This is a genomic window from Acinetobacter sp. 226, from assembly GCF_048147925.1.
Lineage (GTDB): Bacteria > Pseudomonadota > Gammaproteobacteria > Pseudomonadales > Moraxellaceae > Acinetobacter > Acinetobacter pecorum.
Map to the genome: position 1 here is coordinate 26,880 of NZ_JAYWYX010000024.1, position 24,882 is coordinate 51,761.

Below are 24,882 nucleotides of genomic sequence, written 5' to 3' on the forward strand. Positions count from 1 at the left end.
CAGCAAAACCCACCTAATATTATATGAATATTCCAATAAAATCAGGCTAAAAACCTGCTTAAATATAAAGCATCGGACTATTCACTCTGTGTGGCTTCAGGCACAATATAGAAATTAGAAAACAGGACTTATTCTTACAGGAGCCATGAATGACAGCCCAATCGGTAATCTTGCCACTTCCTTCAGATCATGCCCGCTTTATTGTTTTACGTATTAAAGATTTAAGTATTGAAAAATTAAAAGAACAACTTGAACATCTGTTTAGTTCACGTGATCGGCTGATCACGCAACATCCTCAAGCACAAATTAAAACGGCGGTAGCCTTTGGGCCTGAGCTCTGGTCACGTCTGTACTCACAAAGTCCTGCAGGGTTTAAACAGCTTGAACCCATTCATGGTTCATTTGAAATGCCTGTGGTTCCAGCAGATATGATCATTCATATAGCCAGTGCCCGTGCTGATATCTGTTTTGCGCTCAGTCAGGCTTTTTTTGAAGGAATTCAGGACCAAGTTCAGGTGCTGGATGAACGGGTTTGCTTCCGCTATTTTGATGGTCGTGACATAACCGGATTTATTGATGGTACTGAAAATCCACAATTCCCGGATGATCGTGCTGAAGTCGCATTATTAGGTGAAGATTCAGGTATTTTCCAAGATGGTTCGTTTATTTTTGCCCAGCGTTATGCGCATAACCTGGAAAAATGGAAAAAGCTAAAAGTCGATACTCAGGAACAGGTTATGGGCCGTACCAAACTTGAATCAATTGAATTGGATGATGAGGTCAAACCTGAAAATGCGCACGTGGCACGTACTGTAGTTGAAGATGAAGAAGGCGAAGAAATGGAAATCCTGCGTCATTCTCTGCCTTATGGAGACGGACGTGGTGACCAGGGGCTATTCTTTATTGCCTACACCAAAGACCTGAAAATTATTGATGCTATGTTAGAACGTATGTTCGGTACCTCTGGCGATGGGATTCATGACCGTCTACTGCATTTCGTAACACCTCTGGATGGTGCCTATTACTTTGCACCGAGTGAGGAGTTGCTGGAAGAGGTTTTGGAAGGGTAAGAATAAAAAAGCCGGCGTGAGTCGGCTTTTTAAATTAATTATTCTTAGAATGAGAATTCTTTTTTATTATTTCCTTCAAAATATTTTATGTTTAAATTCCTATCAATATTTACATTTTTTCCTGCATAAATATATTTTTCTGAAATTAAATTAAAATTTTTAACTTTCATAATCCTTAAATTAGCTCCCTCTTCATCAAAAAACGGAGATACTATTAAAAAGAAATCTTTTTCTCCTTTCAGAAAAATACTCATTCCATCTTGAGGGTTAATAAAATTATACTTATTTAATATTTTTTGAGAAGACATTAATCTCAAGTTATTACATTGATTTAACCTAATATTATTTATACACTTAAAATGAATATCAGATGAATAGGGCAATTTAGAAAATTCTTCAATGCCATTTAATATTAAGCCCTCTATTTTATTTACACGCCCTTTCTCAAACTTATAACATTCATTTTCAATATTAATATTATTGTTTTTTAAAAAAAAGGTAGTTCCTGATAAACAAATTTTATTATCTTTTTTATTATATTTTATAATAGCAGGATCATCACTAATTTCTCTTAAATTATCATCAACAAAATTACCTACCATCTGCGGCATAGGAATTACTTTTTTTGCTAGAGGATCTAATATAACTATCAGTTTAACAACTCTACTTTCACCTTTGCCTGTATTTCTATTATGATTTAAAATTAATAATATTTTATCATTTGAAAAATTAGGTAAATCTTTAATATGTTGATTATAGATTTCAATCTTATCCTTAGAACAAAAATCAACAACTTCACTTTCAAAATAACATCTTGACACATTATTTGAGGTTATTAATATATTTTCTTTTGGGTATGTACAACTTGAAAATAATAAACCATTAAAAAACAATAATAAAATTAATTTGGATTTCATATTTAAAACCTATTTATTTGAATGATAAGCATGTATTTTTTCAAATATAACTTTAACTTTTTCGGTAGAATGTTTATTTGCTTTATTTGTGTTAGATTCATGATAACCGATACTACCATCAGAAATAATTCCATATTTATTCTTTTCTCCCTTCGGTAAAGCAATTGAAGCCCACTCTTTCGAAGCATCAACCATGGCCTGCTCTACAGTTTTATCACCTTTAATAATCAAACTGTAGATAGATGAACGACCTCTTAATAAATACTCCTTAAAGACTCTTTCTTGCATAGAAGGATCATATAATTCATTACCACTCAAATTTAGTCTCGCTTTAGCTGCTGCTAAAGTAGAAGGAATTGTTTGATATTTTCCAGTGGCAAATCTTCTTCTATTGTCATCCCATCTATATTTTTTCGCAGCGTCTAAAATTTCATCAATAGTTTTTCCAGTGATTGTACCTGGCAAGTCATTCATTTTTCCGTATTTAACTCTTTTTCCTTCTGGAGCTCCTGCATTCCAAGCTTCATAGCTACCTTCACCACTAGCAATCGCATCCCCTAATTCTTTTACCAGATCATCAATAGTTTGATCTGGTATTTTAGAAATAGTGTAAGTATTTACGATTATTCCTGCACAATTTAAAATAGAATTCATATTTAGTGATTTAATAATCTCAACTACCGGATTTCCATTGAGATCTTTAATTTCTTTTTTGAAGTATTCATCATTAAAGTAAATACTCGAGAATCTTGTCACATCAAAATGAACCCAAGTAGTTGCTCCATTTGCTCCACTCTTAAATTTTTTTGGTTCTAAATATATTTTATCAGAAGCCCTTTCTTCACTTGCTCTCATTTTTATAGTCATAATTTTTTTTCTAATAAAATCTATATCTTCTATAACCTTAGTCCTCTTCCCATTTTTATTAATATGTATATCTAATGCTAAACCCATATGATTTACTGTAGTTCTGCCTTTTTTCTTATTATCATCTATACATCTATAAGCAGATTCTATATAAGCCACTTCAAGACCTTTATATTTAAATTCATTTTTTAAATAAAAATTTAATGCTTTTAATATCCATATTAAAGATCTATGCAACCCTGGATATTCATTAGCAGCATTCAAACCAGATTTAATACCTCTTCTATTATTACCATAACCTGAACACTGACCACAGGGACAACTAGCTTTAGTCATAAAATTTTCAATTGGATATTCATAATAAAACTTATCTAAAGCTGCTAAAAAACTTCCGCATATTTTTCCAGTTTCAGGAACCCCCATATAATCCCGTTGAAATTGTTTTATACATTCCTCTGTTAAAGGAGTAAATTCATCTGTAGGTAATGCGCCACCAAAGCCTGCTAGCCTGATATTAACCTCTCTAATAAGTTCACTTTTGCCTTGAGATATACATTGAGGATTAGTTTTACATAAATTGGAAGTATCAGTTTTCGGTGTTCCGCCATCCTGACTGCGAACCTCTTTCATATCAATTTTTATTGCATCCGATAAAGCTTTCTTACCTTCCTCATACCATTCATTAAGCTGCTCTAATGCTTTCTTCTCATACTCTTCAACTATATTCACAATTCCTTTATCAGCCTGTTTAGTCTCTTTTTTACTTTTCTCTGCTGATTGAGAATTATTATTTTGAGAAGCGTTTTTTTGAGGGTTTGGCTTTCTATCAATACTTGTATTATTTCCTGTAGCAGGCATATTAATTGGAAGTTTAATTACTTGTCCTATGCTGATTTTATTGACATCTTTTATCCCATTCAGCCTTTCGAGCACTCGGATTGTGGTGTGATACTGTTGTGCAATAGATGATAAAGTTTCACCTTTTTTAACTTTATGTGTTTTACGTTTATAACTTCCTTTATTTCCATTATTTTCTACTGTTTTTAAATCCAAGAGAATTTTAGGACTTATAACCGTAACCAGCATACGGTCTTTTACCATTATGAAGGTCTGAACTTTTTTCATATCTCCACCCAAAAGGCTTTTGACATATATATCTAAAACCGTTCCTTTGTCTCTTTGAATTTCATAAAGGCACCCCTTGGAATTGGTGGAACCCTGTACTACATGTTGACCTGTCTTACTATTTTTGACTTCATATTGAACTTTAGGAATTGGATTACCTAACAAATCTAGAATTTGTATGGTTGCTAAAGACTTATTTTTCATTTTTATTTTTATATCCTATTTATTATTCTGCTCAATCAGGTCATCAACATCATAACCTTGGACACTTAATCCCCATTCATCATTGAGCCCTACCAAAATTTCTACTTTAGAGGGATCAACTGTAGTAATTTTTCCAGTACGACCATGCGTATCAAGCTGACCTGAAATATACGAATTAGTATCAGGAATAAAAGCTTTATAATTTATTGAACTGAAATCGGACTGCCAAAATAGATCATATATATCCAGCCTATTGCTATATAAAGCATTATTCGGAAGCTGAGGTATTTCATAAGAGACTTTAGCCCCTTCCATAAAACTATGCTGCCCTGCCTTACACTCAAATTTCCCACCAGTTGTGACCACTACTCCACCACCATTGATCTTAATTTGAGACCCTCCAGCGGTCAGTACGATCTCCTTCGGACTGGTGATTTCGATCTTGTCTTCAGTCGAAATAAGTTTGATTACCTTGCGGGCGATCGCTTCAATTGCATCATCTTGGGCTTGTAGCTCAATTTTGCCTTTAGCAGCATAGAGACTTGCACCCTCTTGAGCAGCAAATAAACTGATCTTGTCCTGTGCATGAGCAACTAAAGATTTCTGGGTTGAAAAATGAATATTGTCCCCGGCACTCTGATTGATTTGCTGATCAGCGGATAAATGGATATTTTCCTTTGTACTCAGTGCAATCGATTGGGGGGCAGTTAACAGCATCACCGCCTGTTTAAATGCGGCAGCCTTGGCTTGATCTTCAGCTTCAATCTGATTCAGAAACTGTTTTAAACTATCAAAAAATTGCAGCGGATCAGTCTGCTGTTGTTCAGCAATATCACTCAAGGCTTTACTATGATTGAGATTCGATTCAAGCTGTTCTTTGGCTGAGTCAGCCTCCAAGTGATTGCCTGCGGCTGACTCTTGCCGATAAGTGGAAATCAGCAAGCCTTTCCCTGCACGTATGGCACCCCAATGGTCCGTCCTTAGTTCAAACCCTTCTCCTCGCCCTTCACTGCTTTCACTTTCTTTGGGGTGACTTAGATTTCCCAGATTGAGCTGGCTGGCTGCATGACTACTTTGCAGCTGCACACTAATCTGTTCATGAGTATCATCGAAACGCAACTGGTTAAAGCCCTCACCATCGACCTCCTGAGAACGGATGCCACTGAGTTTTTTGGTCGCAGGTAGTTCTCCCTTCGCATCAAACATGGTCGGATGCCGCTCTGCTTCATGAATTCTCCCCACCACAAAGGGCCGGTCGATATCACCTTCAAAGAAATCAATCACCACAATTTCGCCAATTCGCGGATGCAACCTGATGCCATAGCCTTCACCCGCCCAAGGGGTCAAAACATCCACCCAGGCAGAATCGCTATCATTGTCATTGCTGCCTGCACCGCCATCATGCTGATGATCCTCACTCCGGGTAAATAGAAAACGAACTTTCACCCGTCCCCATGCATCGACATGAATAGTTTCACCTTCAGGTCCGACCACTCGAGCCCGTTGCGGATATGCAGCAGGCCGATGAATAAAAGGCTGATACTCAGGAACAACCGGGATTTCGCGGCGCACAATCTGTAGTTCATTAGCCTGTCGTTCCTCCTGTGTCATCTGCCAACCACTCTTCTCAAGCAAACTGTCCAGCTGAGATAAGATATCTTTGGGTAAATTGTTCTGGTTATAAAACTGCTTAGCCAAAATCAGAAATTCACGTTGATGGGCAGGATGCTGATCAATTTCAGGATGCTGTTGCAGTTCAAACCAGTATCCAACCTGAGCATCTCGTACGCTGCTACTGGCTTTAAAATATTTGGACTGCAAAGCATGATAGTCAATGAGCTGCTGATTGAGTCGATCCAGTTGGGCTATACCAGATGCTGTCACCTGATCCTCATGATTTAAGTCGCCGGTCCAGGCCGGACTGATGTTCCACGCATCTTCAAGCTGAAGAGTGGCATTTGCATGGATATCACTTTGCTGATGATTACTGAATAAAGGCTGGCTTTGATCCTGGGCAAGTTGCTGGGCATGCCAACGCTGGGTCTGGGTACTATTCGGATTGAGCTGACGTACCGCAATCAGACTGTTCAGCGTGTCGAGCTGTTCGGTGGCATGACTGCGATGAAACCGGATGGAGCGGCGTTTTAAAGCTGAAAAATATTGGGAATGATCTACCAGTTTTAAAAGCTGAGCTTGAATCTCGCTGGCTGATACAGGCACAGTTAATTGCTTTTCATCAATCAGCCAGTTAATTCCTTCGCTACGCCATAAACGGGTCAGAAAATCATAATCCGATTCATTCGACTGCATCACAAAAGGCCGGACATCATAGTCTCGGCTGAGTCCTGTCAAATCCAGGCTGAGACTGGCAGCGAATAATGCACTTCTGTTTTGCCATTCACTGAACAGGATTTCACTGATCTCGCGCACCGTCTTGTTCATAAAAACCCGACTGTTACGGCGCTTCTGCCAGAGTGCAGTCGGGTCATTTAGCGTCAATTTATACAGGGTCAAAGCTCCATCATCTTGTCCTTGGCTGGCTGCAGTAATAATGCCCGTAGTCCGGAAAAGTTCACCCCGGTCTGTGACCTGATCAATGGCCACCCGACAGCCGATAAACTGTTTCAAGGCAATATGAGCATGAGTGGAAAGACAGATCAGTTCAGCCTGCAAGCCTTGATTGATCTGATGCTGACCCTCAATCCGCTGAATCAAAACCTGATGATTTAAAGGAGGATGTGAAAACTGTAAATGTAGCGCACGATGCTGTCGCTTAAGCCCGAGCTGCTCCAGCAGCATATGGATAGGTTTTGGCATTTTATAGTTATCATTTTAAGCTTTATTATTGTGCGGCAGATTTTAGGAAAAGTTATCTATTTCGTCCAGTTTACGATGCATTTCACATAATTAGGCCTTTAATTTATGGACCTTCAATTAAAAATCTTAAATCGCATGTGGTACATCTTAATTTAAACTATTGCCCAACATTCCATATTTTTCTGATTATCCAATACGGAACTTGCTGCTACACTTATTCAGATCTCATTCTTCAAGGCCAAGGACATGCTGGAACTCCCTTCTAAATTACCTGATTTGGGCGTGACCATTTTTAGTACCATGTCGGCCTTGGCACAAAAACTCGGGGCCTTGAATCTTTCTCAAGGATTTCCGGACTTTGCAGCGCCTCCTGCCTTGATTGAAGCTTTAAATCGGGCTAGCCAGAATGGATTTAACCAGTACGCTCCGGGAGATGGTCTGCCAGTCTTGCGAAGTCTGGTGGCAGATCTCTATCAGCAGCGTGATCAACTGATTATTGATCCTGTCGAGGAAATCACGATTACGCCTGGGGCCACGATTGCGATTTTTTGTGCCATTCAAGCCACGGTACGCGCCGGGGAAGAAGTAATTATTTTCGATCCAAGCTACGACAGTTATGGACCTGCGGTACAACTGGTCGGGGCAAAACCAGTGCATATTGCTTTGCAGCATCCTGATTTTTCTGTGGACTGGAATCAGGTCAAAGATGCCATTAATGATCGTACCCGCATGATTGTGGTGAATACTCCGCATAATCCGAGTGGGAGTGTCTGGTCCAAGGCAGACTGGCAGCAACTGATCGAGCTGATTCGCGAGCGCAATATTGTGGTGCTGTCCGATGAAGTCTATGAACATCTGGTTTTTGACGGCGTTCAGCACCATTCGGCGTGGTCATTTCCAGAACTTCGCGAGCGTAGCTTCGTGATTGGTTCTTTTGGTAAAACCTTCCATGTCACGGGCTGGAAAACCGGATTTTGTATTGCTGCACCGGCACTCATGAAAATGTTCAGACAGATTTATCAGTTTGCCAGTTTCTGCGGTGTGACGCCCGTTCAGGTTGCCTTGGCGGAATATATGCAACTGCATCCTGAGCATATACCTGAACTATCCTCTTTCTATCAAAACAAACGGGATTTATTTAACTCATCCATTGAAATGTCACGCTTTAAGTGGACACCCTCTCAAGGAACTTATTTCCAGAACTTAGATTATTCAGAGATTCGGCCTGAGCTCGATGATTTGTCCATGTGCCATTTTCTGGCAGAACAACATGGGATTGTCGCGATTCCAGTCTCCGCGTTCTACCAGCACCCTCCTGCCGATTTACGTCTACTCAGGTTCTGCTTTGCAAAAAAAGAACAAACTCTGATCCAGGCAGGTCAAATCCTTTCAAAGGTTTAACTCATCTTTTAACTAAAAACCTTATAAAATAAGTACCTTAGTTACCTAAAAGCTAAGGCTTTTTTCTATACTCTAGCCAATAATAGTTACAGCAATAAATAAGTAGATAATAATCCAATCACAGGATGTCGCATGGCACAGCAAGCATTGATTCACCAAGAGAATTTATGGAAAGCCTTTCTGGTTTTTCTGGTGCCATTGATTGTGACGAATATCCTGCAAAGTCTTTCTGGCACGGTCAATACAATATTTGTGGGACAAATGCTAGGCGTTAACGCCATTGCTGCTGTTGCAGTATTTTTTCCAATCCTGTTTTGCCTGATGGCTTTTGTGATTGGCTTATCCGCCGGTTCTACCGTACTGATTGGCCAGGCCTGGGGCGGGAAAAATATAGAAAAAGTCCGCTGTGTGGTTGGTTCAACTTTATTTATGACCTTGATTGGCGGCAGTTTGATTGCACTTTTTGGGGTGATTTTTGCTGAAAATATTCTCTTGGCACTCGGCACAGATCCTGATGTGATGCATTTGTCCCTGCCTTATGTGCAGTGGATGCTGGTGGGTAGCCCCTTAATTTTTATCTATATTGTTTATACCTCTATTCTGCGTGGTGTCGGAGACAGTACCACACCCCTATTTGCTTCCGTTATCACCATTGGGGTGGGTCTGGTGGTGACACCGGTCCTGATTGGTGGTTATTTTGGCTTTCCTAAAATGGGCATTATTTCACCGGCACTTGCTACCATTCTGGGAAATCTCGCAGTTCTGGTATTTTTGATTTTGTATCTGAAGCGCAAGCAGCATCCGCTCAAGCTCGACTGGGCTTTATTAAAAAATATTCGTCATCAGCCACAGTTGAGTAAAATGATCCTCAGGCTGGGGGTTCCGACCGGGGTACAGATGGTCACCACATCCCTGGCCGGACTGGTAATTGTCGGACTGGTTAACCGTTATGGTGCAGAAGCAACAGCCGCTTATGGCGCAGTCAATCAGGTCTTAAATTATATTCAGTTCCCCGCCTTATCGATTGCGATAGCTGCATCTGTATTTGCTGCTCAAGCCATTGGTGCAGGCAAATCGGATTTGCTGAATAAAGTTACCCGTACTGCACTCATTATGAATATCCTGTTCACCGGTGGTCTGGTGATTCTGGCTTACCTGTTTTCCAAATATCTGATGGCGCTGTTTATTACCGATCCCCAGGTGGTGGTACTCGGTCAAAAACTGCTGTTCATTGTTTTGTGGGCAATTCTGTTTTTTGGCGCCAGTGCCATTTTTGCTTCGATCATGCGTTCAAGTGGTACGGTGACCATGCCAATGCTGATTAATATTTTCGCCATTCTATGTATTGAAGTTCCCGCCGCTTATCTGTTTAGCCGGTGGTGGGGCCTGGAAGGTATCTGGTATGCCTATGCATTGGCCTTTGTCAGCATGTGTATTTTGCAGGGACTGTATTATCAGTTTGTCTGGAAGAAAAAGACCATTGAGACCTTGATATAGATAAAAATTTTATAACTCAAAAGCCATACACCACCTCAAATACTGACCTGCTAAAGAGTCAAATTAGGATTATCGCCATAAAAGAAAACCCGCTTTCGCGGGTCTGTTTTATAATTTCTTAAGCAGACTTTTTCTTTCTTTTACCAAATTGGGTCGCCAATGCAGTGATATGCTGATAACCGGTCGGCAAGATTCGCTGAATCAGGTCTATCGCTTTGGCATCATTGCCGATGAGTAGACGGCGCTTGTCTTTTTGTACCGCCTCCAGAATTTGACGAGCAGCTTCTGCAGGTGGACAACGCAATAATTTATTAAAATTACGGGCCGATTTTTCCGGATTCATACCTAAAGTCAGCAGGCTGTTATTCATTTTTGCTGCATTGGCAATATTGGTACGGATCCCGCCCGGATGCACACAGAGCGCACTGACTCCGCAATTTTCCATGTCCAGTTCCTGACGCAGGGATTCAGTAAAGCCACGTACTGCAAACTTGGTCGCATTATAAGCAGACTGGGTCGGTTGAGCCGTTAAACCAAACAGGCTGGAAATATTGATAATATAGCCATCGCCAGTTTTCTTGATCAGTGGCAGAAATTCTTTGGTGCCATACACCACACCCCAGAAATTGATTCCGACGATCCATTCCAGTTCTTCATAAGATGCCCCTTCCACTGTTGAACCCAGTGCAACACCGGCATTGTTAAAGATCATATTGACACTACCATGATCCTGTTCAACCTGCGCCGCCCAGTTACGCACCTGGTCCAGGTCAGCCACGTTTACTTTCTGAATGGTGACACGGACATCACTCTCTTTGAGCAATTCGAGCGTTTGCGCCAGACCCTGTTCATTGATATCACTCAGTGCCAGATGACAACCCTGCTGGGCCAGTAGTACCGCCAGTTGCTGGCCAATACCTGAACCGGCCCCGGTAATCGCGGCAACTTTATTGTTAAAATTTTTCATTTAATTTCCTTATGTAAACTACTGCCATTCCATGACAGCAGGATCTTGTTCTGTTGTTTCAGGAGCTAGCACAGATCCTCAATATAGTTTTGACAATACAGATTGTCAATAATTATCCCATATCCTTAGAGGCCAACTTTCGGGACAGAATTTCTCATGTAGGTCTAAGCGTGATTTATTGCTAAGATATTCAAAATCTTTATACAGATGAGCACTCAGGCCTTATGACCGATTCAATCGACTCAGCAGTGAAACCACGAGCCGCCAAAACCAGACAACGTCAGTTTAAAGGCCTGTCGATGGCGGAGCGGCAGCAGGCACGTCGTGAAAAGTTGATCGAAGCTGGAATTGAAGCCTATGGCAGTTACGGCTTTTTTTCAGTCACGGTCAAAGATATCTGCAATGAAGCCAAACTGACTGAACGTTATTTTTATGAATCTTTCAAGAAAAGCGAAGATCTGTTTCAGACCATTTTTTTGAAACTGATTGATGAACTGCAACAGAATGTGATGCAGGCCATGATGCAGGCATCGAGTGATCCGAAAAAAATGATCGAAGCCGGTTTGACAGCCCTACTCACCACCTTGCGTGACAATCCACGTATGGCCAGGATCATTTATATTGATGCCATGCTGGTACAGGAACTGCATAATCAGGCCACCATTCATGAAACCATGTCGCGTTTTGACCGTATGATTCATGCTTTTGTCATGTTAATGATGCCGCAGTTAAATCGTAGCGAGCAGGAAATTTCCCTGGTTTCGACCGGTTTAAATGGTTATGTCACCCAAATTGCCATTCGTTGGGTGATGAGCGGTTTTAAGCATTCGCTTGAAGAAGTTTTATCATCTTGCAGTGTGGTTTTTTTAGCACTATTAGAGTCATTTTCCGAGAAAAAATAGCTGTTAAATCCTTTTGTTAAAAAGGTATTATGAGCTTTCCAGTGTAGTTGTGAATTTATGCTTTATCTTGGAAACAGGTAAAATTAATTTATGATTTTTTAACAATTTTATGCGCTATATTTGTCACAAATCTTTGTGAATTTCAGCAGTTTTTCCCTTTCTGCAATGATACTGTCATAATTAGTCTTTGTAATAAGCCTGTCATAAATATAAAACGGCTCACCGTTTACATGAAATAGGGTATTGCGTTGTGAAAGATGACTACATATTAATCGTCGATGACGAGCTCCCGATTCGGGAAATGATCCATACCTCTCTGGATATGGCCGGTTTTCAGTGCTTGCAGGCAGAAGATGCCAAGCAGGCGCATCAGATGATTGTGGATCAACGTCCGGCACTGATTTTGCTGGACTGGATGATGCCAGGTGGTGTCAGCGGTGTGGACTTATGTCGTCGTCTGAAACGTGATGAAAGCCTGTCTGAAATCCCGGTGATCATGCTGACAGCACGCGGTGAAGAAGACCACAAGGTACAAGGTCTGGATGCCGGTGCCGATGACTACATGACCAAACCGTTCTCGACCCGGGAACTGGTTTCCCGGATTAAGGCGGTACTGCGCCGTGCCAATGCCCTGAGCGGTGAAAAAACCATTGATGCCAATGGCCTGATTCTGGATCCGGTCAGCCAGCGGGTGAATTTTGGCAATAATATTCTGGAAATGGGACCCACCGAATACCGTTTGCTGGCATTCTTCATGACCCATCCGGAACGTGCCTATACCCGTGCGCAATTGCTGGATCAGGTGTGGGGCGGTAACGTCTATATTGAAGACCGGACCATTGATGTGCATATCCGTCGCCTGCGCAAGGTGCTGGAACCCTATGGCGTGGACCGTTATGTACAGACCGTACGTGGTACAGGTTATCGTTTCTCGACCCGTTCCGATGTCGCTTTAGGTTAAATATCATTTAAGGTAAATCTTGTTTTATGTATGAACCCTACCCTGTCCCCGAACTGGCACGCGAGCATAAAAGAATCCGTTACAGCAGTTTATGGGATTTTGCCAAACAGGATTTACGCCTGCTGGCTTTTTTTCTGATTATCGCCAGCTTTATCGGTTTTGGGATTGGGTATTTCTGGATTTGTATCGTAATCGCCTTCGTGGCGTTCTTTGCGACCCAGATGCGTTCTTTATACCTGGTCAATGAATGGATTTCCAACCGCCCCTATGATGTTCCGCCCAATATTGGCGGAATTTGGGGTGCACTGCTTTTCAATGTTTACCGCGCCCAGCGTCAGGAACGGATTGTTCAGGCAGAAATGGTTGAACTGATCGATCGTGCACAGTCTTCTCTGGTAGCCTTGCAAGAAGCTGTCGTTTTAATTGATGAAAACCAGCAGATTGAATGGTGGAATCCTGCTGCGGAACGTCTGCTCGGAATCTCGAGTGATGACCGTGGCCGTAATATCCTGACCTTGCTGCGCCAACCGAATTTTATTGAATACTATCATCATATTGATGAATCTCCGGACGGCCTGAAAATGCGCTCTTCACTGTTTGAAGACCACTATGTACAGGTCAAAATGACACGTTTTGGCGGAGAAAGCCGAGTACTGGTCGCTTATGATGTAACCCGGATGCATAATCTGGAACAGATGCGTAAAGATTTCGTCGATAATATTTCGCACGAGCTGCGAACCCCGTTGACCGTACTCAGTGGCTATATTGAAACCTTTACCGATCAGGAAGACATCAATCCACGCTGGAAACGTGCCTTTGATCAGATGCAGTCGCAGACCCGACGCATGAATGCACTGGTCAATGACCTGCTGTTACTATCGCGTCTGGAAAATGACAAGAATATTGCCAAAAATCAGATCATTGAAATGCCGAGTCTGATGAACCAGCTGTTCGATGATGCCCAGGCCTATAATATGGATTATGGTCATACCCTGAATCTGGACATTGACAGCCATTGCGATCTGATCGGTTCAGACATGGAACTGGCCAGCGCTTTTAGCAATCTGATCACCAATGCCATCAAATATACGCCTAAAGGCGGCACCATCACTATCGGCTGGCATGATGATGGTGAATCGGCCTATTTTGTGGTGCAAGATAACGGTATCGGCATTGATCCCAAGCATCTGCCACGTCTGACCGAGCGTTTTTACCGAATCGATTCAGACCGCAGTCGCCGTACTGGTGGTACCGGTTTGGGACTTGCCATCGTCAAACATGTATTGATGCAGCATCAGGCACATCTGGAAATCGAGTCCAAAGAAAACCAAGGTTCCACGTTTAAGGTGGTTTTCCCCAAAGAACGTCTCAGCTTCCCGGACTAATCTCACAAAATCAAAAAGGTGCCATCGGCACCTTTTCTTTTAAGCATTTAAGAGCTGATCTGTTTTTCCCTGCTCAGTGCACGCGCATAGGCTGCACGTTGCGAGACCCGTTTCAGATAGGCCTGAATGGCCGGATAACTTTGGCCTGTCCGGCTCTGCATCGCTTCCAACGGAAAACTCATCTGAATATCGGCAAAACTGAAATGTCCGGCAAAATAATCATGCTCGCTCAAATAGCTTTCCAGAAACTGGATATGATCTTTTAAGCGGCTCTGTACAAACTGTTTCTTCACTCCATCACAGATTTTCTTGGCTACAGGCCGAATCAGCAACGGGGTATGTTTTGGTACAGTGGTCATCACCAGTTGCATCACCAGCAGCGGCATTAACGAACCTTCCGCATAATGCATCCAGTAACGGTACTGGGCCTTGTCGGCAGGATCTTCGGGACGAAACTGCTGCTGTTCGTCATAGGTTTCCTGTAAATATTCCAGGATCGCTGCAGATTCCGCCAGTACCTGACCCTGATCGACCAGAATCGGAGCTTTGCCCAATGGATGGATCTGTTTTAAGGCCGGTGGCGCAGAAAGATTGGGCTGACGCTTATAGTATTTAACCTCGTAATCCAGTCCTAACTCTTCCATGGCCCACAGGATACGAAATGACCGTGATTGTTCGAGATGATGTAAAACACGCATATTAGACTCATGATTTTATTGTTCTTGCTCATTGAGCATAGCAAAAAGCAGCCGACTCCAGCTCATTTTTTGATGACTGTAATGATATGTATCCCATGTTGCAGATTCACTCTTTGAGTTCAATTCAGCCAGCGCTTTATATTCCCATCATTTTAGCATTTATCGTGAAGCACGCATCCGCTCTGGAAATGCAGGAGCTTCTAAACGTAGCCCATCATAGGCTGGAATAGAACCAAAACGTTCATGCCCTTCTATCCATTGTTCCCGTGCAATTTTAAGGTCCTCTACCGTACGCCCGACCAGATTCCACCATAATAAAATCGGGCTTTCAAATGGCTCTCCTCCAATCAATAACACCCGGCTTCTGGCATGAATTTCAGCATTGACCTGTTGCAACCCCGGCTCCAGGATCAGCATATTATCCTCTGTCAGTTCATGTCCATTTATACTGGCCGTACCTTCAAGTACCATAAAGCCATATTCAAATTTCGGATTCAGTGGCAAACGCATACTGCTACTTTCATCTGCATACAGATCCACGCCCAGCAATTCACTATGCACTTTAACCGGTGATCTGGTATTTAAATACTCTCCAACCAGCACGGTAAACTCGATACCCTGCTCATTGACCACCGGTAATTCAGGATAATGGTCAAACCCCGGTGCCATATTGATCTTGTCATCCGGCAAGGCAATCCACAACTGTGCTGCATGCATATGGGTCTCACTTTCCGGAGAGACTTCAGTATGTGAGATACCATAGCCCGAGGTCATCAGATTGACCTGCTTGGGACGAATCAATTGCTGATTTCCCAGACTGTCATTGTGCATCATGCTGCCTTCGATCATCCAGGTAAAAGTCTGCAGCCCGATATGCGGATGTGGTCCGATATCTAGGCCATCTCCTTGCGGGAAAATGGCAGGACCGGCGTGATCGAGAAAACACCAGGCACCTATCATGCGCTTGTGTCTGCTTGGCAAGGCACGTTTAATCACGGTACCCTGCCCGATTTCTGCGCGGCGTAAAGGAGATTCCTGAATAAACCGGTTTACATACTTTTCACAATCATCAGAATTGGACAGTTCAATATCACTATTGGTCGACATGGCTGAGTTTACCTCGGCATTTTCATTCTAGTTCCGGAGTGGGTGAGACATTCACATTAGACTGATCCAAAATGCCCCTTGCTCAGGACAATGTACAGGGTCTAGATTCAAAATCTATCTCTAGAAATATTTAGATACGTATTAAGTATTCTAATGGCTACCCTATTTAAAATCTGAACAGCTGATACGATTTGTATTGTAAATACAAATACTTGAGTTAGCTTAAAAATTTTTGATGCAGCTACCTGGCTTAAGGAGATGATATGGGGTGTATACAAAGAAGTATTGAGCAGCCATGTTTCACGTGAAACGAATGAATAGTATTTTAAAATTTTGGAAAATAAGATGATTTTTCATGTATTTCAACTACTTCCATAATTGAAAACACAAATTTTGTTACGTTTTAAATGCAAAATCCTTCCGGATACCCAATTTTTAGGAGGTTATTTTTTATTCAATCACGGCATAATAGGCACCTATAAAAATAATACTGGACCAGGACATGTCTGCTAAGAATGAGAATATATATTCAACGACGAATATATCTTTTCAAAATTCGACGACTGATAAATCACTAAAACTATCTGAATGTGATCTGAAAAACCGTCAGCTGATTGAACAGGCGCTGACAGATCCGCATGCCCGTATTCCTGCTCCGTTTCAGCAATATTTTTATGATTACGTCTATACCCATAGTCATCAAAATTTGCGTCAAATTAACTATCTGGCACAAATAGCATTTCTTCTGTATTTTTTTGCTGATATCCTGATTATTCCGGACATGTTTTTTATGTCCGGGCTGATACGTGTGGTTCTGGTTCTGGGCGCACTGTTTTGCTGTTATTACCTGTTTAAAAAATATAAAAACATTCAGGTTCTGGATAGAATCGTGCCTATAGGTACGACTGTGGCCGCAGCGGCCTGGATTGGCTTACTGGTACTTTCAAGTAGTCCTCATGTGGCCACCTATATTTATGCCTCTGCGATTTTTATTCTTGTCGCCAATCTCTGTATACAGACCCAGTTTAAAGTCGCGGTCTATTGTTCCATCTTGATTGCCCTGTTTATCATGCTGGGGGCCAACCAGTTAATGAGTACATCTCAAGCTTTTATTTTTGCAGTAGTTTTTAGTCCTCTCTGGTTTTTTAGTATCTATATTAACTGGAATAATATTCTAAATGTTCGGCGTTCGTTTCTGCGTTCCCTACTTGACGAATGGAACTATCAAACCTTAAAAAATCTCGCACATACCGATGATTTGACCCAGCTATATAACCGTCGCCATTTTGTCGATATGGCTGAACGTTCAATTCATCAATGGCCTAGACATGCCAGTAGCTGCCTGCTGATGTTTGATGTTGATCATTTTAAGAATATTAATGATAGCTATGGACATGATGTTGGTGATCGGGTATTGCAACTCATTGCTGAAGTGACCCGTAAAGAAATGCGACATAGCGATGTACTGGCACGTTTTGGCGGGGAAGAATTTATCGCCCTTCTGGAGGATACTCAGCTACAAGACAGCCTGGTGATTGCAGAGCGAATTCGTTGTGCTATTCAAAAGCAGTACATTTATGTCAAACCTAATCATGCCATCCGATTTACTATTTCGATCGGGATAGCAGAACTGGAATCACATACCCAAACTCTGGAAGACCTGATCAAACAAGCGGATATTGCTTTATATCAGGCCAAAAAAACTGGACGCAACCGGATTGAAGTCTATCATCCTGACATACTGGATCAGGCCAAGCCTGCAACAGACAATCCCTGGAATGTATTTAAATCGAGCACTCAGCCAGTTCAATCAGCCACAAATTAAAGTTGAACCCAGATTGGTTTGTTATAACAAGCCAAGCTCATCCTGAGAAGTATTAATCAGATATTTTCACCTGATCAAATAAATTTGTTTCTTCACTTTTAAAAAATTTAACAAAAGAATAGAATATTTTTTATACAACTATATATAAATTTCATCTTATTCATTTTTATAAATTTTAAGTTGGGAAGGCTGCATGCCTCATGATTATGAAAAAGAATCTCGTAGCTTGATTCAGGAGGCTCTTCAAGAGCCGCTTGTTCGTATTCCTGCACCCTTAAAACCAGCTTATTATGCTCATCAAAAACAACTTACTTTAAAATACCTATTACAGGTTAATTTATTTGCACAGCTGGCCTATGCATCCTATACCCTTGCCGATATTGTGGTACTCAACGATATCCTTACTTTGCTCATTTTGACCAAAATCAGCTATACCCTTCTGATCGTCATGGTGACGATCTGGATGTATCATTCTTACCGCAATCTGCCTGTCTTTGATCTGCTCTTGCCCACTTCAGTTATTGGTGCAAGTGCCATCTGGTTCTTTAACCTGAATCAGTCCGAAAGTGCCTCTGTCCTTATTTATCAATATGCATCCCTGGTCTTTATTGTGTTGGCCAATTTGTGTGTACAGATCCGTTTCTGGCCGTCTTTGATTACTTCAGGCCTGATTACTCTGGTTATTTATCTTGGTGTATATTTCAATACCCATGCTGACCCGTATCAGATATTTTTATTTTCCTTGATTTATCTGCCGGTATTAACCTTCAGTCTTTATATCAGCTGGAACTCGACCTTAAAATCACGCATTGTATTCCTGCAATATACCCTGAATGAATATAATCGTCAGGCCTTTGAAAATATGGCACATACTGACTCACTCACTGGCCTGAACAACCGTCGATGTTTTGAATATCTGGCCCAACAGCTGGTACAGCAGAATCTTGCGCGACCTGCACCCATGAGCTTACTGGTATTTGATGTTGATCATTTCAAGCAGATTAATGACCGTTATGGGCATGATATTGGAGATCAGGTCTTACAAACGATAGCACTAAGCACCCATAGTGAAATGCGGCAGCATGATATTCTGGCGCGCTATGGAGGCGAGGAATTTATTGCTTTTTTACCTGAAACTTCTCTCGATGATGCTTTAAAAATTGCTGAACGTTTAAGGCATAAAATTGAAAATATCGTGATCGACCTAGACAGTCAACATCGTTTCAGTTTTAGTATTTCTATTGGTGCTGCCATTCTGGAAAGCTGTGAAACCGATTTACTGACCCTGATTAAACAGGCTGATATCGCCTTATATCAGGCTAAAGCCAATGGTCGGAATCGGGTTGAGGCTTATGATCCAGATCAGAGTTTAGATGGAGAGCTGCAAAACTGGCAGGTTAAGCCGACTTAAGTCTCTTATCTATTTAAAAAAGTATAAAAAAGAGCGCCTAAGCACTCTTCTTTAATTTGGAAAGTTTAGATTCCTAAACTGCCGCGAGCATAGCGCTTGGCGTAATTTAGACGGACAGCAGTGCTGTCCGAAACCCCTAAATTACTCCCATTCAATCGTTGCAGGTGGTTTAGACGATACGTCATACACAACACGAGAAACTTCAGCAATTTCGTTCATGATACGGGTCGAGATTTTATCGACTAAATCATAAGGAAGATGCGCGAAACGAGCCGTCATAAAGTCCACGGTTTCTACCGCACGCAGTGCAATCACCCATGCATAACGACGGCCATCACCGACTACACCCACCGATTTCACTGGCTGGAATACTGCAAAGGCTTGAGCCGTTTTATCATACCAACCGCTGGCACGCAATTCCTGCATGAAAATGTCATCCGCAAGACGTAAAATGTCTGCATATTCTTTTTTCACTTCACCCAGGATACGCACACCAAGACCTGGGCCCGGGAATGGATGACGATAGATCATGCTGTGTGGCAAACCTAAAGTCGTACCCAATTTACGTACTTCATCTTTAAACAGGTCACGTAACGGTTCAACCAGTTCAAACGCCAGGTCTGCCGGCAACCCACCCACATTGTGATGCGATTTAATCACATGCGCCTTGCCCTGCTTGCTTGCGGCAGATTCAATCACGTCCGGATAAATCGTACCTTGAGCCAGGAATTTTACGCCATCTAATTTACGGGCTTCTTCAGCGAAGACTGCAATAAATTCACGGCCAATAATCTTACGTTTTTTCTCTGGATCAACTTCGCCAGCCAGTGCAGTCAGGAAACGTTCCTCTGCATCAGCACGAATCACGCGGATACCCATGTTATCTGCAAACATTTGCATCACTTGATCGCCTTCGTTCAAACGAAGCAGACCATTATCTACAAACACACAAGTCAGCTGATCACCAATTGCTTTATGCAACAGTGCTGCCACTACAGATGAATCCACACCGCCAGAAAGACCAAGTAATACTTTTTCATCACCAATCTGTTGGCGAAGCTGTTCTACACGTAGATCAATAATGTGTTCTGGCGTCCACAGACCGCGACAACCACAAATTTGATGAACGAAGTTCGACAGTAATTCTGCGCCTTTAGAAGTATGTGTTACTTCAGGATGGAACTGAATGCCATAGAAACCGCGAGTTTCGTCAGAAACCATCGCAATTGGACAGCTTGGAGTTTGTGCAGTGATCTGGAAGCCTTCTGGAATACGGGCAACCTTGTCACCATGGCTCATCCAGACATGCAACTGGTTTTCACGGTCCTGTAAATTACCGATCAGCTTGTCACGTACGACAATATCTACTTCTGCATAGCCAAATTCGTGTACATGACCCGGCTCAACTTTACCGCCAAGCTGTTCGCACATGGTTTGCAGGCCATAACAAATACCCAATACCGGCACACCCAGTTCGAATACCACTTGCGGCGCACGTGGGCTGCCTTCAAGGTGAACACTCTCAGGTCCACCAGACAAGATGATCCCGTTTGGATTAAATGCACGAATGTCTTCTTCAGACATATCATAGGCATACATTTCAGAATATACACCAGCTTCACGAACACGACGTGCGATGAGCTGACTATATTGAGAACCGAAATCCAGAATCAGGATACGATCTTCAGTAATTTGAGTATTGGTAGTCATGACGAACAACTATGAAAGGCAAACGAAAGATAAGCGCCGTATTCTAGCATTTTTCTTGCATTTAAGCACACTATTCCAAAGCGTTTAAATATTAAACAGTTAAGAAATTATAGAAATTAGTGGCTTCATTTTTGGCTGGTTCACAGGAGAGCAGACTTCCGCTGCTTTCCTGTGAACCAGCCAAATGAATGGTTTATTTCAGGTGTTCAATCTGAATCACTTCAATATCGGTGGGTTTATTGCGGTGCGTATCGACCTCGCCCCAGACTTTCACCCGGTCGCCTGCTTTGAGTTTTAATCTTTTCCAGTGGTCATCATCCACATCAATCATGATGCTGCCGGTTTTATCTTTTAATTCAAATTCATCACTTTGCCCTGCACGCTGTTTGACGATCTGGCCTGTTAAGGTCACGCCGGTTTCATCTTTCATTTTGTGTGCCTGAGCAATACTGACTACATTCTTTTTGGCTTCTGCCAGAACAGCCTGATCGGATTTAGCCCAAAGTGCCGGACTGACAGCTGCCAGAACTAGTATCACAAGAATATATTTTTTCATATGTTTTGACCTGCTATTTTTATGATGATTCCATGATCTAAACAGAAATCTGGAGCAGACGCTGCAGAAGTTATGTAACACCATGATGACCTTGTGTAGTCTGCTCAGAAAGCTCCAATAAAAATCTGTAAATACGCTGATACATCCATTTTTAAAATGACAGGATTAGCCTGAAAGCAGAAAAATAAGCCGCAAAATAGTCGACTTTTATTACTGACTTTAGAGGTGATCGCTGTTAGGATTTGAGCACACTTTTGCTTGTACTGGGCTCATGGAACTGATTGATTTTATCTTGCATGTTGATGATCACTTGCTTGAATTTATCACCAATTACGGGATCTGGATTTATGCCATTCTTTTCCTGATTATCTTTGTGGAAACAGGTTTGGTGGTCATGCCGTTCCTGCCTGGTGACAGCTTGTTATTTGCAGCAGGTGCTTTGGCAGCGTCTACAGGTGCGATGGATCCCTGGGTGCTGATTCCGCTCCTATTTGTTGCGGCAGTGCTGGGTGATACCCTGAATTATCACATTGGTAAATATATTGGACCTCGGGTGTTCGAGATTGAATCACGCTTTATCAATCAAAAACATTTATTGGCGACTCAGCAATTCTTTGCCAGACATGGGGGTAAAACCATTATTTTTGCGCGTTTTATTCCTTTTGCCCGTACCTTTGCACCCTTTGTAGCCGGTGCTGGCAGCATGAATTACAAATATTTCCTGACCTATAATGTGGTCGGGGCATTTGCCTGGATTAGCTCATTTGTAATCTTGGGTTATATGTTTGGCAATATGCCGATTGTTAAAGACAATTTTACCTATCTGATTTTCGGCATCATTATTTTAAGTGTATTGCCAGGTGTGATTGGCTTTATTCAACAAAAGCTTAAAAAAAGCACAACAGCTTAATATTTTTTATAGCCTGCGCATTTAATCCCACAGCTTGATCAGGAGTGGGATCAGACAAAGCAGGACAAACAGAGCCGCGCCTTTATAAATGAGGCCGGCTTTTATTTTTTCAGAATGACTGCTCAAAATTGCCTGACCAAAAATCATCCAGAAAACCCCTACAGGAATGGTACTCAAGCTAAAGGCAGCAAAAACCAGCACGAAGTTGGTCGGACTTTGCCAGGTTTCCATGGGTAAAATTCCTGAGGCCAACAGGGCTGCTTTAGGATTTTTTAAGGTGGCCCTAAACATTTGCCAAGGACGAATCTGAGGATGGTTCTTATTATAGCGCTCTAACTGTTGGGCCTTATATAAATGCAAGGTCATCCAGCCCACACAGATGGTACTCAGTACATAGACCACACCTTTAAAATTTGGCCAGATCGGTGAAGCCAGATGAATCAACAAAGCCCAGACATTAATGGCATAAAAATAGCCCATCAGAATGGCAGGAAGATAAAGACTGGTTTTGGGCCGTCCCTGCTGATAAGCGGAACTGGCCACCAGGGCATTGGCCGGCCCTGGAACCATCAGCACAGCAATAAGTCCTAAAACAAATAACCAATTTTCAATCATCGCGATGAACTATTCCGGGCCTATGTTCTAGCTTAATCAATATGCGAATATCATGACAAGCTTAAAAATTTCAGACTTCTATACAGGCCGGTCAATTTCACGTGAGTTTTATCTTAATTTAAACCGCTCTATTCTTGGTGAAAGCAATAAAAAATGCCGACCCGAAGTCAGCATTCATCCTTTTAATATAGAATGATTTATTTAGGTATCGCCTGCCGCACGATCATCGGGCAGTTCTTATAACGTGCAGCCTGGACAATCGCTTCCTGCTCGCCTAAAAGTCGTGCCAGTTCGGTTCTTTTGGTATCAGATGACTGTCCCATATTGACTGAGATACTCGGACCAATACCCCAACCACCGTGACTGCCCCAACCACCGCCAAGACCCACACCTACACCCATGCCAGTACGTTTCGGTGGTTCGACACCATTATCAATATACTGCTGAATACGGTTATATTCACCCTGTAGTTGCGAGCAACCCAAAGTCTGATACAGGGTTGGCGACACATAAGTCGGTTTTACCGTCGTTGCACAAGCACTGAGTAATGCAAGTGCAGCAATACTCAGGCCGATTTTCACAAGTTTCATAGCTAACTCGATCTTAATTCTGTTCTATCTCATTGAACAACGATTGATAGGCCTGAGTCAATTTATGATCAGTAGCCAAATGAATCAAAGGCAGATTTTTATGATGAGATTCTTTCATCAAGATCGACGGTGGCAACATACTGTCAAGCACCGGTAAGCCTTCATCTTTGAGCTGCTGTACCACTTCACGCGGTAATTTGGCCTGTGCCTGAAACTGGTTGACGACAATGCCTTCAATTTCCAAATTTTCATTATGGTCATCTTGGGTTTCAATCACATTTTCAATCAGGGTCTGCAGGGCGCGTTTAGAAAATACGTCACAGTCGAAAGGAATCAGCACGCGATCTGCTGCAATGAGTGCGGAGAGGGTAAAGAAATTGAATGCAGGCGGTGTATCAATAAACACCCGGTCATAATGTCCCGACAGTTGTTGCAAGGCATCTCTTAACTTGTAAATCTTGTGCTTGGATTCCAGGGCATGAGCCAATGTCCCAAGTGTCGGGCTGGCCGGAATAACATCCAGATGCTTAAAAGAGGATTGATGCACATAGCTTTCCAGACCTTTGCTACGACTTTTTAAAATCGAGCCAATGGCATTGCCGAGCAGCCCCTTACTTTGCTGATTGCCGAGTACATCTTCAAAATAGTTTTCGATATTCGGTTCGAGTGCAGGCTTGTCACTGGAATACGTCGCATCATCGCCTAGCACATACTGGCTGGAGTTAGCCTGCGGATCCAGGTCGATCAACAAGGTTCTTAAGCCCTGATGTGCGCTGATCGCTGCCAGATTGACGGTAATACTCGACTTGCCTACCCCACCTTTTTGATTAAATACCACACGTGTACGCATGTCCCCTCCTGTCAATTTTTAATTACTTTTACTACATTTGTACTTTTTAATTATTCAGATGTAATGGCTATGCTGATCGTCATAGCCAGTCTGTTTTTAGCCAAAATTCGGCTTGATCATCACCAGAGCCAGAATAGACACCAATGAAACCACAGCAATAAATAAGCCAGCCCGACGCTGTACCAGCAAAATCGAATCATCTTTTTTATAGGCTTTGCCTAGCGAGGACACCAGTACCAAAAATAAAATAACTTTGGCATAGAACCAGGGCTGCACATCAAAATCTTTAAGGAAAAGCGACACGATACCGGTCAGTACAATCACCGTGATGGCGAAATGCTGCAAAGCCACTAACACGGTGCGTGCTACCGGATTAGGCATATTTCCCTGTGTGCCGACAAACAAGGTCAAGGCACGGGCAAGAATGGCGACAATTGCCAGTCCTGCTACCGACATATGGATAATCTTGACTAAAAGTTGGGTTTCCATCATTTCCT

Annotated in this window: 21 protein-coding genes; 9 read left to right on the top strand and 12 right to left on the bottom strand. The window is 42.2% G+C overall.

All coding sequences use genetic code 11. From position 1 onward, the window contains the following. Positions 1-149 precede the first annotated feature (149 nt). Positions 150-1,070 carry a Dyp-type peroxidase gene (locus VXP95_RS11895; RefSeq protein ID WP_064101718.1) on the top strand — a complete coding sequence of 307 codons (921 nt, stop codon included), beginning with the start codon at positions 150-152 and terminating at the stop codon, positions 1,068-1,070. A 44-nt stretch (positions 1,071-1,114) separates the two neighbouring features. On the opposite strand, the gene VXP95_RS11900 is transcribed toward VXP95_RS11895, so the two are convergent. Genes VXP95_RS11900 through VXP95_RS11910 form a run of 3 tightly spaced genes read right to left on the bottom strand, consistent with a single transcriptional unit; the run spans position 1,115 to position 7,000 of the window. Then, a complete protein-coding gene (locus VXP95_RS11900; protein ID WP_416712094.1) occupies positions 1,115-1,987 on the bottom strand; it encodes a hypothetical protein in 873 nt (290 codons plus the stop codon). 9 nt (positions 1,988-1,996) lie between these two features. Then, entirely contained in the window at positions 1,997-4,183 is a 2,187-nt protein-coding gene (locus tag VXP95_RS11905; protein WP_416712095.1) for a LysM peptidoglycan-binding domain-containing protein, read from the bottom strand. Positions 4,184-4,198: 15 nt separating this feature from the next. Next, complete coding sequence (locus tag VXP95_RS11910) at positions 4,199-7,000, bottom strand: type VI secretion system Vgr family protein (protein WP_416712096.1); 2,802 nt, start codon at positions 6,998-7,000, stop codon at positions 4,199-4,201. 246 nt (positions 7,001-7,246) lie between these two features. Here VXP95_RS11910 and VXP95_RS11915 point away from each other — a divergent pair, with 246 nt between their 5' ends. Beyond that, positions 7,247-8,401: a methionine aminotransferase gene (locus tag VXP95_RS11915; RefSeq protein ID WP_416712097.1), complete on the top strand. Its 1,155-nt coding sequence runs from the start codon at positions 7,247-7,249 to the stop codon at positions 8,399-8,401. Between the two features lie 132 nt (positions 8,402-8,533). After that, positions 8,534-9,898, top strand: a complete 1,365-nt coding sequence (locus VXP95_RS11920; protein ID WP_416712098.1) for an MATE family efflux transporter — start codon at positions 8,534-8,536, stop codon at positions 9,896-9,898. Between the two features lie 118 nt (positions 9,899-10,016). On the opposite strand, the gene VXP95_RS11925 is transcribed toward VXP95_RS11920, so the two are convergent. Next, positions 10,017-10,865, bottom strand: coding sequence for an SDR family NAD(P)-dependent oxidoreductase (locus VXP95_RS11925; RefSeq protein ID WP_416712099.1), 849 nt, complete (start codon positions 10,863-10,865; stop codon positions 10,017-10,019). Between the two features lie 224 nt (positions 10,866-11,089). Between VXP95_RS11925 and VXP95_RS11930 the strand changes: the two genes are divergently transcribed. From VXP95_RS11930 to phoR, 3 genes are all read left to right on the top strand, one after another. Further along, entirely contained in the window at positions 11,090-11,767 is a 678-nt protein-coding gene (locus VXP95_RS11930) for a TetR/AcrR family transcriptional regulator (RefSeq protein WP_064096939.1), read from the top strand. Between the two features lie 250 nt (positions 11,768-12,017). Next, entirely contained in the window at positions 12,018-12,728 is a 711-nt protein-coding gene (gene phoB, locus VXP95_RS11935; RefSeq protein ID WP_064096938.1) for a phosphate regulon transcriptional regulator PhoB, read from the top strand. Positions 12,729-12,754: 26 nt separating this feature from the next. Further along, the gene (phoR, locus tag VXP95_RS11940) at positions 12,755-14,113 is read left to right on the top strand and encodes a phosphate regulon sensor histidine kinase PhoR (RefSeq protein WP_064096937.1); all 1,359 of its coding nucleotides are present in this window, start codon (positions 12,755-12,757) and stop codon (positions 14,111-14,113) included. A gap of 47 nt (positions 14,114-14,160) precedes the next feature. On the opposite strand, the gene VXP95_RS11945 is transcribed toward phoR, so the two are convergent. Together VXP95_RS11945 and VXP95_RS11950 are read right to left on the bottom strand one after the other, a co-directional pair. After that, positions 14,161-14,811, bottom strand: coding sequence for a glutathione S-transferase family protein (locus tag VXP95_RS11945; RefSeq protein WP_416680973.1), 651 nt, complete (start codon positions 14,809-14,811; stop codon positions 14,161-14,163). A gap of 159 nt (positions 14,812-14,970) precedes the next feature. After that, positions 14,971-15,918, bottom strand: coding sequence for a pirin family protein (locus VXP95_RS11950; RefSeq protein ID WP_416712100.1), 948 nt, complete (start codon positions 15,916-15,918; stop codon positions 14,971-14,973). A gap of 502 nt (positions 15,919-16,420) precedes the next feature. Between VXP95_RS11950 and VXP95_RS11955 the strand changes: the two genes are divergently transcribed. Both VXP95_RS11955 and VXP95_RS11960 read left to right on the top strand, forming a co-directional pair. After that, positions 16,421-17,743, top strand: coding sequence for a GGDEF domain-containing protein (locus VXP95_RS11955; protein WP_064096935.1), 1,323 nt, complete (start codon positions 16,421-16,423; stop codon positions 17,741-17,743). Between the two features lie 193 nt (positions 17,744-17,936). Further along, a complete protein-coding gene (locus VXP95_RS11960; RefSeq protein WP_416712101.1) occupies positions 17,937-19,154 on the top strand; it encodes a GGDEF domain-containing protein in 1,218 nt (405 codons plus the stop codon). 141 nt (positions 19,155-19,295) lie between these two features. Here VXP95_RS11960 and guaA read toward each other — a convergent pair whose 3' ends face one another. Beyond that, positions 19,296-20,864: a glutamine-hydrolyzing GMP synthase gene (guaA, locus tag VXP95_RS11965; protein ID WP_064096934.1), complete on the bottom strand. Its 1,569-nt coding sequence runs from the start codon at positions 20,862-20,864 to the stop codon at positions 19,296-19,298. Between the two features lie 193 nt (positions 20,865-21,057). Next, complete coding sequence (locus VXP95_RS11970) at positions 21,058-21,420, bottom strand: NirD/YgiW/YdeI family stress tolerance protein (RefSeq protein WP_416712102.1); 363 nt, start codon at positions 21,418-21,420, stop codon at positions 21,058-21,060. A gap of 271 nt (positions 21,421-21,691) precedes the next feature. On the opposite strand from VXP95_RS11970, the gene VXP95_RS11975 reads away from it, so the two are divergent. Then, positions 21,692-22,330 (top strand): DedA family protein, encoded by a 639-nt coding sequence (locus VXP95_RS11975; protein WP_064101706.1) that lies wholly within the window; start codon positions 21,692-21,694, stop codon positions 22,328-22,330. Positions 22,331-22,351: 21 nt separating this feature from the next. On the opposite strand, the gene VXP95_RS11980 is transcribed toward VXP95_RS11975, so the two are convergent. From VXP95_RS11980 to VXP95_RS11995, 4 genes are all read right to left on the bottom strand, one after another. Beyond that, positions 22,352-22,945: a hypothetical protein gene (locus VXP95_RS11980; protein ID WP_064096931.1), complete on the bottom strand. Its 594-nt coding sequence runs from the start codon at positions 22,943-22,945 to the stop codon at positions 22,352-22,354. 197 nt (positions 22,946-23,142) lie between these two features. Further along, positions 23,143-23,535 carry a hypothetical protein gene (locus VXP95_RS11985; protein ID WP_064101705.1) on the bottom strand — a complete coding sequence of 131 codons (393 nt, stop codon included), beginning with the start codon at positions 23,533-23,535 and terminating at the stop codon, positions 23,143-23,145. 13 nt (positions 23,536-23,548) lie between these two features. Next, positions 23,549-24,385 carry a ParA family protein gene (locus VXP95_RS11990; protein ID WP_416712103.1) on the bottom strand — a complete coding sequence of 279 codons (837 nt, stop codon included), beginning with the start codon at positions 24,383-24,385 and terminating at the stop codon, positions 23,549-23,551. 96 nt (positions 24,386-24,481) lie between these two features. After that, on the bottom strand, positions 24,482-24,874 hold the full coding sequence (locus VXP95_RS11995; protein ID WP_064096928.1) for a SirB2 family protein: 393 nt from the start codon (positions 24,872-24,874) through the stop codon (positions 24,482-24,484). Positions 24,875-24,882: the final 8 nt, after the last annotated feature.